Below are 12,805 nucleotides of genomic sequence, written 5' to 3'. Positions count from 1 at the left end.
GTAGTAGGTCAAGGCGGCAGTCAGCGGCAGGGCCATCATTGTCCCTTCCTGGAAGACCGTCCACACCGGGCAGCGCATGAGCACCATACCTGCCAGCAAGCCGAGAGACGCGATGATGACGAGCATGGCGATCCGGTATCGCGCCCGGGGAGGAGATCGGCAGCAGCACCCTGCGCACTCGCGGCGAGCGGATCCATCTTGCCCTCACCTCGGATCGCTCCGAGCTGAGGGCTGACGGCACGGATCTCGCGAACCTCAGCGTCGAGCTCTCCGACGAGACGGGAACAATCGCGACCGACGCCACCGCCACCGTATCGGTGGAGATCGACGGCCCCGGGGTCCTCGCCGGGTTTGGAAGCGTCCAGCCGGACACCACCGAAGTCTTCGCAGTTGCGACCCAAACCACCTACGGCGAACGGGCGCTAGTGATCATCTGTCCCACAGGTCCAGGGACGATCACCGTGCACGGCCGTTCTCGGCGGTTCAGCGAAATCGGGCTGCGGAAGCTGGAACCGTGGAGAATCCTCGGAGTACTTCGGAACGGATCGCCCGTCGCGGAGGCGGAAGCGTGGGACGGGCGAACACCGTACCCGAGGCTCGCCGACGGCGGCGTTCAACGGGACGTGTACGCGCGGATGATGCGCTGGAGGACGTAGTGATCGAATGACGATCCGTGGCCCGGCCGGACGTCGTTGACGTCGAGTCGTCGGAGTAGGTCCATGGAACGTCGGTAGTCCTCGGGGTCTGATTCGTGGAGGTCGTCGAGCAAGATGTCGTCGTAGACGACGTCTCCGGAGAACAGTTCGCGGTTGACCCGGTCGAGAAGTGCGATGCTGCCGTGGGTGTGGCCCGGGAGGTGCAGAACCTCGTATCGCCGGTCCCCGAGGTCGATGATGTCTCCTGCTTCTGCGGGGGTGGCGGTGATTTCGCCGACGTCGTGGTGTCGGGGATCCCATGCCGCTCGCGGTGAGGCTGAGACGAGCAGGCCTTCGGGCAGTGACGGGTCTGGTTTCGCTCCCAGCTGCTGGGCAAAGGTGCGTCCGTGGAGCGATGTCACCGCTGCCGGCACGTCCCCCGGATGCGCCCGCACATCGGCGAATTCTGCGGCGCCTCCGGCGTGGTCGAGGTGCCCGTGGGTGAGGACGACGATCGGCTCGCGCCATGTGAGTCCTTGCGTGGCTGTCAGCGTTCGGAGCGCTTGTCGAAGGCTGGCGATTCCGAGCCCAGTATCGACGAGGAGGTCCCGGTCCCGGCCTTGTCTCCACCAGATGTTGCCGCGAACGAACTCGTGCGCGTATGGTTCGTCGATTTGAGTGAGGCCTGGGGAGACGTCACGCATTCGAAACCAGTCAGTTACGACGGGAAGAGTCATGCGGCGACTCCAGTTCGATTGGACGATGTCCGCTGCTCCTCGCGCTTCCACAGCGTTGCGTACGTGGCTACTGCGATCAGCGGGCCCGCGATGGAGGAGAGGTCGGCGCCTCCCAGAGCCGCGGCGATCGGGCCGACGTACAGAGTGGTGTTCACCATCAGGAGCGCCACCGTTGTGGCGATCAGCAGGGCCGCTGTCCCAGGGAGCGACCACCCACTGCGGAACCATAACGGGCTCCTGTTGTCCGTGCGGCTCAACTCCAAGCCGTCGTAGCGGTTACGGCGCAGCACCACGTCCGCGACGTAGATCGCGAGGAGGGGGCCCATGACCGCGACCGAGATCTCGATCAGGTAGTTGAGCGTTTCCAGGAGATCCCGTGCGAGGAAGAGCAGGTACACCGCCGCCAGCACACACACGGCTCCCACGATTGTCACTGTGACCCAACGTCGGACGCGGGGGGCGAAGGTCTGGACGTAGAGGCCGGCGGAGTACGCGGTGAGGGCGTTGTTGGCGATGCTCCCCACGATCACCGCCGCGAGGAACACAGGATAGAACCAGGCGGGAACGATGGCGGCGATCGCGGTCTGCGGGTCGTTCATGTCGATGCTGGTGGCGGCGATGGCCCCCAGTGCTCCGAGCAGGACAGAGGGGATGATGCCGCCCAGTGCGGTCCAGACGACGATGGCCTTCCTTGAGCTCGTGGTTGGGAGGTATCGGGAGAAGTCGGCGCTGGTGTACCAGGAGAGCGGTCCGGAGGCGATGATCGTCAGTCCCAGCAGCCAGAGTGCTGCTCGCTCCCCGATGCCGAGAGCTGGGGACTGGTATCCCCAGTCGGCGGCACTGAGCACGAAGATGCCGGCGAGGAGGAAGCACGCACCGACAACGATGGAGATGTATGGACTCAGGCGTTCGATCGTGGCGTGACCGAAGACGCTGAGCGTGAGGCTCAGAGCGGCCACAGCGATGAGCAGCAGCAACTCCCCCACTGGCGTCACATCGACCCCGAGAGCCTCAAACAGTGCCGTCGACGCGAGTGCCGCGAAAGTGACGTTCAAGATCACGAAGAGGACCGCGATCAACGCGCCGAGTCCGGCCCCAAAAAACTTGTTGCCGCGCACGCCGAACATCGCCCGCATGATGATGACGCTGGGAGTGCCGGACGCCGGGCCGGAGATCGAGACCCAGCCGACGGCGAACCACCACAGGTTTCCGAGAACGCAGATGATGAGCGCTTCCCACACCTGCAAACCGACAATGACGAGCAGCCCGCCGTAGACGATGTAGAGGTAGGTGACGTTCGCGGCGGCCCAGATCCCGAAAAGACCGGCAGGGCGACCGTGGCGCTGATCTTCTGCGATGACATCGATCCCTCCGACCTCGATATGACCAGCGGTATCTGTGCTCACTGTGTTGCTTCTGGTGCTGCTCATGCCATAGTCTCCATCGCCTATTAAACCGCTGACCAATAGGGCGAGCGTAGTGAGAGTATGAAGACATGTCAACGAAGATCGCGAGTACGCGGGTGAGGCTGCCACCAGAGCAACGGGCGGCCGAGATCGTGCGGGCGGCGAAGCAGATCGCTCGCGACGAGGGGCTTGGCGCTCTGGCCGTTCGGCCGATCGCCGCTCTAGCCCAGGTCACACCCGGCCTCGTCACCCACTACTTCTCGCTCGACGAACTCATCGCCAAGGCCTACACGGCTCTTGCTTCAGAGGAGTACGACGAGATGACCAAGGCTTTCGAGAACCTGCCTGGACCAGTAGAAAAGCTCGACGCTGTGCTCGAGTCGTCCTTGAGTGAGGAGTATGCGGCGGTGACCTTCGTGTGGGTCGAAAGCTGGGCGGTCGCGCGAAGAAACCCCCATCTGAAGTCCGCGCTCCGCGAGCAAGCCGGGGTATGGCACCGACTCGTCCGCGACATCATCGAAGAGGGGATGAGCCTTCTCGAGTTCCATGTCGAAAGCGCCGACGAGACCGCGTGGCAACTCCTCGCACTGATCGACGGAACAAGCGCACACGCCTCGATGCGAGAGGTCGATGATCCACTCACCGAGAGCACGCTCCGCCGCTCTGCCGCAGCCATCCTCGGACGCTTCGAAAGTCCGAACCTGCGCGTCGCCAACGCCGCTCAGACATGATCCCGAGCGGCAGTCGAACTGCTATCCGATGCAGGCGCGAGAATAGCGACAGCTCACTGGCGGACGTCAGCTGTGAACTTGATCAGTCGATGACGGGCTTCTGTTGTCGCTTTGTGACGTTACCGGCTTGAGCGCGCCCATGGCTTCATCGAGCAGCGCTCCGAACGGTCGGCCGCGGTCTGTGGTCATCCAGACGTCCTTCGCGGCGAGCACGCAGGTCAGGGCCGCGCCGGCGATGACAGCCGGGCGAGGGTCGGTGACCGCTTGAAGGCCGATCCGCGCCCCCACCAGTTCGGCGAGTTCGCCCTGGACGCGTGAGATCCGCTCGAGCTCGCTCGCGCTCAGGGCGGGGATCTCGTGGATGATCTTCTCGATCGCGAGGGCCCGCTCCGCTAGCGTCGCGTCTTCGAAGTGCTCGACGACAACATCGAATGTCCGCCGCAGCGATTCCCAGACCGGCTCGTCGACGGGTCGTGCAGCGAGCGCCTCGGCCAGCATCTGCGACCAGGCATCGTATTTGCCCAGCATGAGGTCCTCTTTCGAGGTGAAGTAGCGAAAGAACGTGCGCCTGGAGATGCCGGCAGCCGCGACCAGGTCATCGATCGTCGTCTGTTCGTAGCCCTTGTCCGCGAACAGATCCTGCGCCAGCATCGCCAGCTCGGCGCGCATGGCCCGTCGCGCTCGTTCACGCACGGGGATCGGAGTGGACTCGTTCATGTGTATTACCCTACCGTTAGTCGGCATAGGTGACACTCAGTGGCAGATGTGGCTTATAGTGGCATCGACAAGTCGACCACGAAACATCGGAGCCGCCCCCGTGACCACCCCATGGACCATGAATGACATCCCCCGACAGGACGGCCGGGTCGCCGTGATCACTGGAGGCAGCAGCGGACTCGGCTTCGAGACCGCCCGTGCCCTCGCGGACCACGGAGCGGCAGTGGTCCTCGCCGTCCGCGATATCGGCAAGGGCGAACAGGCCGCGTCGAGAATCGCCGCTCATGTGCCCGGCGCCAACGTCACCGTCCAGAACCTGGACTTGAGCTCCCTGGCATCCGTGCGCGCAGCGGCCACCGACCTCCGGTCCGCTCACCCGCGGATCGACCTGCTGATCAACAACGCCGGCGTGATGTACACGCCTCATCAGAAGACAGCCGATGGCTTCGACCTGCAGTTCGGCGTGAACCACCTCGGCCATTTCGCGCTGACCGGGCTGCTGCTCGATCACCTCCTGCCGGTGCCAGGCTCCCGGGTGGTGACAGTCAGCAGCTACGGTCACCGCATTCGGGCGGACATCTATTTCGATGACCTGCAGTGGGACCGCACCTACGACCGTGTCGCCGCCTACGGTCAGGCCAAGCTGGCCAACCTGATGTTCACCTACGAATTGCAGCGCCGCCTCGCCGAGCGCGGCAGCACTGTGGCCGTCGCCGCGCACCCGGGCAACGCGTCCACCGAGCTGACCCAGAACTTGCCCGCCCTCGCTCGGGTCGCCTCGGCCGCCGTCAAGCCTCTGCTTGCCCAGAGCGCTGCGGACGGCGCGCTACCCACCCTGCGTGCCGCAACTGATGCAAGTGTGCTCGGCGGCCAGTACTACGGCCCCGACCGTATGCGGGAGACGCGAGGACACCCGCAGCTGGTTACCTCCAGCGCCGCCTCTTACGACCTGGCAACGCAGCGCCGCCTGTGGTCCGTGTCCGAGGAACTCACTGGCGTCACGTTTCCCGTATAACGACTCAGTCCCGAAAAACAGACGCCCTCTATCCAACAATCGTGGGCAGTTCCTTCACGCAGACCTTCATTTGACGCACAAATCACCCCTAGAGAAAGAAGCACATCATGGCCGCATATGACGTCGCCAACCGTTCCGCAATCGTGACAGGAGGCGCATCCGGCATCGGCCGGGCGACTGCTCATTTGCTTGCCGCGAACGGCGCATCCGTCCTTATCACCGACATCAACGCCGCGCTCCTCAATAGCGTGGTCGATGAGATCATCGCCGCTGGCGGCAAAGCCGTAGGACTGGTCGGAGATGTCACCGACCCGGAGCACGCCTTCGAGGCCGTGCGCAAGGCCAGCGAGCTCGCGCCTCTCGGCATTGCCATCAACAACGCAGGGATTGGCGGATCGGTAGCTGCAGCCGCCGACTATCCCATGCAGACCTGGGACGAAGTCCTCGCTGTCAACGTCACCGGGGTCATGAACGGAATGCGTGCCCAACTGCCAGCCCTTGTCGCGAATGGCGGCGGCGCGATCGTCAACACCGGCTCGATCGCTTCCAGTATCGGTGTTGCCATGTCCAGCGCATACATCACCTCAAAACACGCCGTCCTGGGACTCACCAAAGCTGCCGCACTCGACTACGCCGCGCAGGGTGTCCGCATCAACTCGGTCGGCCCTGGCTTCATCCTCACGCCCCTCGTCGAAGACAACATGGACGCAGACATGCTTCGATACACGGAGAGCAAGCACCCGATCGGACGACTCGGTAGGGCCGACGAGGTGGCGGCCGTGATCGCCTTCCTCGCAAGCGATGCTGCAAGCTTCGTCACCGGCTCTCACTACCCCGTCGACGGTGGCTACCTGGCACAGTAAACCCAAGGGAACGCAGGATCGAAAAGTCCCCGCTTTCGGAACGAAATGCCTGCGTAAAACCAAACCCGCGGCGGGATCCGCCCTAGAAGATGACTCAGGCCGAAGTGCCCGTTGAGGGAAACCTCAACGGGCACTTCGGCTAACGCCGCGTTAGTGAGCGGCACCGATTTCGACGAGCAACACTCCTCCAACGATGAGTGCGACACCAACACACATGATGAGGGTGAGTGGCTCCTTGAAGAGGAACCTGCTCAGTACGGCAGTCAACGCAACGCCAGCTGCGGCCCAGATGCCGTAGGCAACGCCGAGTGCCATCCCCGTGCTCAGGGTGAGGACGAGCATCGCGAATGCGACGAGGTAGCCGATCACGACTCCAATGAGCCATTTTTTCTTACCGGTCGAGACCATCCGGAGCGAGATTGTGGCGAAGACTTCGAAGGCGATTGCACCGATCAGAAACAACCAGCCCATTAGGCGACCGTGCTTTTCTGACGCGCGGCTTGTGAGCCAAGTTCGACGCAGAGCACTCCGCCGATGATCAGGACAATTCCAAGGCCCATGACGGCAGTGAGTGGCTCACCGAACAGCAGCGACGACAAGACGGCCGTAAGCATCACCCCTGATGCGCCCCAAATTCCATAAGTAACGCCGAGCGCCATACCCGCTCTAAGAACGAGAGAGAGCGCTACGAAGGATCCGAGATATCCGATCACAACGACGGCATACAGGGCAGGGAGGTCCATCGCCCCTTTGAGCGAGAGCGTCGCAGTCACCTCCAGGGCGATCGCCCCGGCAAGAATCAACCACTTTTTCATGATCGTGTGGTCCCTTCGGTTAGTTCCAGAGCGATTGTGAGAATTGCGAAGCGGTCCGATTCCGAGAAGTCCACAGTTCCCAACGCGCGGTCGAACCACGCTCCGTCCGCAAGGAGTCGGGCCGCACGGATCGACGCGAGCTCCACGGGGTCTGCCGTGATGTCCTCCCCGAACCAGGGCCTAAGTCGATCGATCCAGAGTTCGTTGAGTTTGTCGCGCAGCCGAGCGTCAGACAGCAACGCCAAGTCGCTGGGGTCGAGGTCTGAGGTGAAAGCGAACTCGACATAGGCCCGCAACCGGGCACGAGCATCCGCTTCGTCGTCCACTCGAGCATTCAGATCTAGTTCCCATAGATCCATCAACCGTTCGACAACTGCGACCGTGAGAGCACCCTTGGTCTTGAAGTGGTGCACAATCCCCGGTTTGGTCAGCCCGGCATGAGCCGCTACCGAATCGAGCGTCAATATCTCTCCCTGCCGCAACGCCACCAGTGCAGCATCGAGTATTTCTGTTTTAGTAGCCATGATTTTAACCTACCATCCGTTTGGTAGGGTTATCACCTACTGCTCAGATGTCAGCCATTCGCGCCGCGGCGTCACACCAGCCGTAGGACCGTGTGACGCCGCGCGCTATCTGCGCCAACGATGAGGCTCGCCCGCGCTACTGCTCAGACAGCCGTCTACCCGCCCGACGCAACTGCGTGCAAGGTCGCCCGCTGATCCTGCTGTGGGCGACCAGCCGAACCTCAATCAGATGTCGGACTAGTGGTTATCCTCGGCGGCCACATTGAGCGTGATGCTGACGGGCTCGAGCCCCTCGGCAGTCACATCGACGACGATTGCTCCGACACCAGTCGGACGGATAATGGCCAACAGGCGCCCGTCGAAGCTGGTGTGCTCCTTCGCGTCGAACTTCTCTGTGGTGTCAGGACGCGCGCTGCCCAGGCCCTGCAAAGTTCCCGCGCCGCCGACATCGACCTTGACGAGGCGGTCATCCTCATTGACGAGAGTGCCGTTCTCATCCCGCAGTTCGATAGTGACGAAGCTGAGCTCCGACGTGTTGTCGACCAGCTGATCGCGGTCGGCGGCAACATGAAGCCGCACGTCGTTGGATGCGGTGCGGAGACTGGTGCGGCTCTCTGCAAATCCGCCGGTGAGGGCGACGGCGGTGAGCTCTCCCGGTGCATACAGCACGTCGAAGGTGGCGCGGTAGCTGTTGTCCCGTCCGGCGGGTGACCGACCGATGCTCTCTCCGTTCAGGAGCAGCTCGACCTCGTCAGCGTCGCTGTAGACCTCGACGATGACGGGAGACCCCGTGGCGACATCCCAGCTCCAGCTCGCGATGGCGTCAGACCACGTCCATTGGCTGGCCTGCTGGCGCGCACCATAGTGCTGAGGGCGCTGCACCGCGATGTAAGGCTGCTGCCGCAGGCCGAAGACCGTCTCTCGGTAGTAAGACGCGGGGCGGCGCAATCCTGTGATGTCGATGTCGCCGCACCAAGCAGCAATCCACGGGTAGGGAGCGGCGAAGACAGCTTCTTCGTCCTCGGCGAGGTACTGCATCCGGCCGATGCCAGTCTCGCCCAGGTAGTCCCAGCCCGTCCACGTGAAGTCTCCGATGACATGGGAGTTCTCCTCGACGAGACGCCAGTTCACGTCGATGTGGGTGGGGAAGGTCTCGGTGCCGACGATGATGCGGTTCGGAAATGCCTCGCGGTCGGTGACGTAGCGGGAGTCTCCGTAGTTGAGGCCGGCGACGTCGACGATGGCGAAGGACTCCGCGGTCTTCTCGGTTACGAGCTCGGAGGAGTTGATCATGGCCATGAGGTCGCCCGCGTCATTCACGCCAGCGGGAGCGCCGCCCCCGCCTTGAGCCGCCATGAGACCAGCGACATCGGTGAGCACGGAGACGAAGCCGTTGATGCTGTTGGTCAGGTAGCGAGTCTCGTCGAGCGAGCGGATCTTCTCCGCGATCTTGCGTCCCCAGTCGGATGCGAGCGCGTTGCCCGTCTCAGGGATCTCATTGCCGATGGAGTAGAAGATCACGGAGGGGTGGTTAAAGTCCTTCGCGACCACAGCCTCCACGTCGCGCTCCCACCATTCGGGGAACGACAGGGCATAGTCGAAGGCGGACTTCCCGACGGTCCACATGTCGAACGTCTCGTCCATCACGAGCATCCCGTGCCGGTCGCAGGCATCGAGCATTGCCTGGCTGAGGGGGTTGTGAGCGCTGCGGATGGCGTTGAATCCCGCCTCCTTCAGCAGTTCGACGCGACGCTCTTCAGCACGACCGATGGCGGCCGCCCCGAGGATGCCGTTGTCGTGGTGGATGCACGCACCGCGGAGTTTCACGGTGGTGCCGTTGATCCGCAAGCCGTCCACCGGGTCGAGCTGAATGCTGCGGATGCCGAAGATGGTCTCGCGCTGCTCGACCGGACTCGCCGCGTCGAGGAGCGTACTGACCGCCGTATAGAGCGATGGGCTCTCGACGTTCCACAGTTGCGGGCTCTCCACGTAAAGGCGCTGCCGCGTCATGGAGCTCGCACCGGCGCGTACTGTGACAGGTGCGGTATCTGTGGCGACGACATGGCCGCCCGCGTCGCGAAGGACGGTCAAAATCGATCGCTGTGCGGTGCCAGTGCTCTCATTCTGAACGACGGTCGCGACTTCGACGACCGCACGGCGCGCGTCGATATCGGGTGTGGTGATCTGCACACCGGTCGGGGTGAGGTGCACGAGGTCGGTGACGTGCAGCAGCGCGTCGCGGTGCATGCCGACCCCCGTGTACCAGCGGGAGTCCTCGTGATTGCGGGACTCGACTCGGATCGTGTTCGATGCGCCGTAATTCAGGAAAGCGTCGAGAGGCACGAAGAAGGTGGAGTATCCGAACGGACGTTGGGAGGCGAATACCTCATTCACGTAGACCATGGCATCGCGATGGACTCCCTGCAGCTCCAGCGTGACGCGCTTGTTTCGAAACTCCTCGGGAATGTCGAGCGCCTTGCTGTACTCGACGGTCGAGCTGGGGAAGTAGCCCGAGTGCGAGGTGTGCCCGGCGGTGCCGGATCGGTCCCGGTGGATGAGAGCGTCGTGCGGAAGCCGAACGGGGACCGCTTCGGCGGCACCGCCCTGGAGGGCTTCGAAGATGCTCGTCTTCTCGCGAACGCTCCAGCCGTCGTTGAATGAGGTGGTTGTCATTGTTGCTCCTTAGTGCGGGGGGGTGCCCCTGGCGGTGGCTGCGGCAGCTGCCTAGCGGGTTGGTTCAGGTGGCGCGGGTCGTGCGGGCCGCGGAACGGATACGGTCGAGGACGGAGAATGTCTGGATCGAGGCGGCCAGCGTGTTCAGCGGGTGCTCCGAGAATCCGCGCCCGATGGCTTCTCCCACGGCTCGCAGCATCGGCACGTATCCGTTGCCTTGGGCCTCGAGAGCTGTCGTCGTCGGCGAGCCGAAGGCGTCTGCGATACCGCCCGCATGGGTGGTGAAGCGGGTCGTAACCCAGAACGGGGCCGGAATCTCCACCCAGCCGTCCGAACCACTGATGGAGGCACTGGGGTCGATGTACTCCACCATCGACGCGGCCAGGTCTGCGAACCTCCCGTCGGCGTACTCGAATGTCGCACGGGAGGTGAGGTCGACACCGTCGTCGCGCAGTGTCTGTTCGGCGCGGATGCCCAGAGGCATTCCGAGAACATCGAGCGCGAGAGTCACCGGGTAGACCCCCTGATCCAGAAGGGTACTGCTAGCTCGTTCTGCCGAGAGACGCGTCGACTCCGGGGAGTGGAACGGGAGCCCGAACGAGGCCCGAACGCTGCGTACCTGCCCGATCGTTCCGGACCGAACGCGGCCGATGAGCTCTCGATAGGCCGGAGCGAATTTCATCCACATCGCCTCCATCACGAATCGACCTGATCGGCGTGCCGCCTCTGCAATGACCCGCGCTTCATCCGCGCTCACGCCGATCGGCTTCTCGATGAGCACATGCTTGCCTGCACGGAGCGCGGCCAACGCAATCGGCACGTGGGTCGCGTGCGGAGTGCCGATGTACACGATGTCGAGTTCATCGTCGAGGAGCATCTCGTCGATGTCGCCGTACGCCCGTTCGACGCCCTGTTCGGCGGCGAACGCCTCTGCGGTTGCGACGTCTCTCGAGCACACCGCAAGCACGCGCGCGGTGTCGAGCCGTGCCAGGTCAGAGCTGATCGAGCGTGAGATGTCGCCGGTGCCGACCACACCCCACGCCAACCGCATCGCGGATGTCGTCATCAGTTCTTCTCGGCCGGAACCGCGGAGTTCGCGCGCCGGTCCGCGAGGTCACGCTGCATCTGAGAGAGATTCTTGTCCACATTGAGGAAGTAGATGATGACCCCGATCAAAATCGCCGTAATCCCGGGCAGAACCAGATAAAGGAAGATCTCGACGTTGATCGCCGACTGCGGCTGCGACGACGCTAGGCCGTCGTAGTTACCGAAGGCGAGCAACCATCCGACCAGGGCCGTGCCGAGGCCTGCGCCGAAGTTCTGGCCCGCGGTCGCGGCGGCGTAGGTCATCCCGTCCAGTCGAACGCCACTCTTCCACTCGCCGTAGTCGATGACGTCGGCGACGAGAGCGAACATGGCCGAGGCGTTCGGTACCCCGCCGATCGCGCGGATCAGGCTCCCGATGATGAGAAGCGTGACGTTGGTCGGGTCTATGAGAGTGACGGCCGTGCCGACCACCACGAAGCCGGTACCGAACAGGATCGGCTTTCGCTTTCCGAATCTGCCGATGATGGCGGGCATGAACCACATGCCCAGCAGCAGGGGGGCGAGGCCGGCGATGCTGAGGAGGCCGAAAAGCGACGGGTCGTTGAGCACGTCGGAGGCGAAGTAGATGCCGACGCCCGCGGTGCCTTGCACCATGTATTGCAGGAGGAAGAAGCCGAAGACGAGCAAGAAGTATGGATTGCGGAAAAGGATGCGAATCATTTTGCCTAGCGGCATCTTCGGTCCCGATGCTGCGGTGACGGTGCTCTTCACGCGCTCCTTGGTGCCGAAGAAGACGATCAACAGAGTGATCGCGGCGACGCCGCCGTAAATCAGGGTCGTCGCCGTCCAGCCGCCCTGGCCACCGCCGAATGCTGTCAGCAAAGGAATGGTCAAAGAGTTCACCACGAGGGTGGTGAAGATTGCGCAGAACGTGCGAATTACAGTCAGTGATACGCGCGTCTTCGAGTCGGACGTGATCACGGAGAGCAGCGTGTGATACGCCAGGTTGGAGCTGACGAACCCGACGCCGAGGCACAGGAAGTAGAAGATGAAGGCGTAGATCTCCTTGCCTGTCTCTGTAAGCCCCGCGGGAACGTTGAACAGCAGCGCGAAGGAGATCACCAGCACCGGCGTACTGAAGAGGATCCACGGTCTCGCCTTGCCCCAGCGTGTCCTGGTCTTGTCGACGAGCGTGCCGACGATGAGGTCGAGCGTGCCGTCAAGCACACGCCCGAAAAGAAGAAGAGTGCCGGCGATCGCCGCACCGACACCGACGGTGTCGGTGAGATAGAAGAGGAGAAACGCTGACACCGGTGCGAAGATGAGATTCGCCCCGATGTCGCCCACCCCGTAGGAGAGCTTCTCGCGGAGCTTCAATTTCTCTCCGGAGCGGTCCTCGCGGATCGCCTCACCAACGGCATCCGACGACAGTGCAGCGGTCACAGATTCTTCTGTACTGAGAGCGACGGCGGCGCGCATCTGCTCGCCCTGCACCCGACCGGAATTCTTTGCCATGTATGACTCCTTCGTCATCTCGGTGCCCGCCCACCCACTCGGCCTGACGACCGAGTAGTGACACGAGCAAGTAACACGTGTTAGTAACGCGCGACACCACGCTAGACCATTCTTCCTAGCCGGTCAA

At 63.2% G+C, this 12,805-nt stretch carries 13 protein-coding genes; 4 read left to right on the top strand and 9 right to left on the bottom strand.

Features of this window, described 5'->3' with window-relative positions; genetic code table 11:
- Positions 1-137 precede the first annotated feature (137 nt).
- On the top strand, positions 138-656 hold the full coding sequence (locus QFZ21_RS21130; protein WP_373426054.1) for a hypothetical protein: 519 nt from the start codon (positions 138-140) through the stop codon (positions 654-656).
- Here QFZ21_RS21130 and QFZ21_RS19050 read toward each other — a convergent pair.
- Positions 614-1,339, bottom strand: a complete 726-nt coding sequence (locus QFZ21_RS19050; protein WP_307380674.1) for an MBL fold metallo-hydrolase — start codon at positions 1,337-1,339, stop codon at positions 614-616. The two genes, QFZ21_RS21130 and QFZ21_RS19050, sit on opposite strands and share 43 nt — an antisense overlap.
- 29 nt (positions 1,340-1,368) lie before the next feature.
- Entirely contained in the window at positions 1,369-2,802 is a 1,434-nt protein-coding gene (locus tag QFZ21_RS19045) for a cytosine permease (protein ID WP_307380672.1), read from the bottom strand.
- Positions 2,803-2,867: 65 nt separating this feature from the next.
- Here QFZ21_RS19045 and QFZ21_RS19040 point away from each other — a divergent pair, with 65 nt between their 5' ends.
- Positions 2,868-3,509 (top strand): TetR/AcrR family transcriptional regulator, encoded by a 642-nt coding sequence (locus QFZ21_RS19040; RefSeq protein WP_307380670.1) that lies wholly within the window; start codon positions 2,868-2,870, stop codon positions 3,507-3,509.
- Positions 3,510-3,575: 66 nt separating this feature from the next.
- Here QFZ21_RS19040 and QFZ21_RS19035 read toward each other — a convergent pair whose 3' ends face one another.
- Complete coding sequence (locus QFZ21_RS19035) at positions 3,576-4,178, bottom strand: TetR family transcriptional regulator (protein ID WP_307380668.1); 603 nt, start codon at positions 4,176-4,178, stop codon at positions 3,576-3,578.
- A gap of 166 nt (positions 4,179-4,344) precedes the next feature.
- Between QFZ21_RS19035 and QFZ21_RS19030 the strand changes: the two genes are divergently transcribed.
- Positions 4,345-5,241, top strand: a complete 897-nt coding sequence (locus QFZ21_RS19030; protein ID WP_307380665.1) for an SDR family NAD(P)-dependent oxidoreductase — start codon at positions 4,345-4,347, stop codon at positions 5,239-5,241.
- A gap of 107 nt (positions 5,242-5,348) precedes the next feature.
- Positions 5,349-6,104 carry an SDR family NAD(P)-dependent oxidoreductase gene (locus QFZ21_RS19025; protein ID WP_307380662.1) on the top strand — a complete coding sequence of 252 codons (756 nt, stop codon included), beginning with the start codon at positions 5,349-5,351 and terminating at the stop codon, positions 6,102-6,104.
- A 150-nt stretch (positions 6,105-6,254) separates the two neighbouring features.
- Here the strand turns inward: QFZ21_RS19025 and QFZ21_RS19020 are convergent, their stop codons facing one another.
- The 6 genes from QFZ21_RS19020 to QFZ21_RS18995 form a co-directional block, all read right to left on the bottom strand.
- Positions 6,255-6,575 (bottom strand): multidrug efflux SMR transporter, encoded by a 321-nt coding sequence (locus tag QFZ21_RS19020; RefSeq protein ID WP_307380660.1) that lies wholly within the window; start codon positions 6,573-6,575, stop codon positions 6,255-6,257.
- On the bottom strand, positions 6,575-6,919 hold the full coding sequence (locus QFZ21_RS19015) for a multidrug efflux SMR transporter (RefSeq protein ID WP_307380658.1): 345 nt from the start codon (positions 6,917-6,919) through the stop codon (positions 6,575-6,577). The genes QFZ21_RS19020 and QFZ21_RS19015 overlap by 1 nt, the downstream gene beginning before the upstream one ends.
- A complete protein-coding gene (locus QFZ21_RS19010; RefSeq protein WP_307380657.1) occupies positions 6,916-7,443 on the bottom strand; it encodes a TetR/AcrR family transcriptional regulator in 528 nt (175 codons plus the stop codon). Before QFZ21_RS19010 ends, QFZ21_RS19015 begins: the two co-directional genes overlap by 4 nt.
- A gap of 237 nt (positions 7,444-7,680) precedes the next feature.
- Positions 7,681-10,116: a glycoside hydrolase family 2 TIM barrel-domain containing protein gene (locus QFZ21_RS19005; RefSeq protein WP_307380656.1), complete on the bottom strand. Its 2,436-nt coding sequence runs from the start codon at positions 10,114-10,116 to the stop codon at positions 7,681-7,683.
- A gap of 64 nt (positions 10,117-10,180) precedes the next feature.
- Positions 10,181-11,182 (bottom strand): Gfo/Idh/MocA family protein, encoded by a 1,002-nt coding sequence (locus QFZ21_RS19000; RefSeq protein WP_307380654.1) that lies wholly within the window; start codon positions 11,180-11,182, stop codon positions 10,181-10,183.
- Positions 11,182-12,678, bottom strand: coding sequence for an MFS transporter (locus QFZ21_RS18995; RefSeq protein WP_307380652.1), 1,497 nt, complete (start codon positions 12,676-12,678; stop codon positions 11,182-11,184). The genes QFZ21_RS19000 and QFZ21_RS18995 overlap by 1 nt, the downstream gene beginning before the upstream one ends.
- Positions 12,679-12,805 lie beyond the last annotated feature (127 nt).

It is taken from the genome of Microbacterium sp. W4I20 (genome assembly GCF_030816505.1).
Lineage (GTDB): Bacteria > Actinomycetota > Actinomycetes > Actinomycetales > Microbacteriaceae > Microbacterium.
The sequence above is the reverse complement of the archived record's forward strand: the minus strand, read 5'-3'. Positions and strand labels throughout refer to the sequence as shown.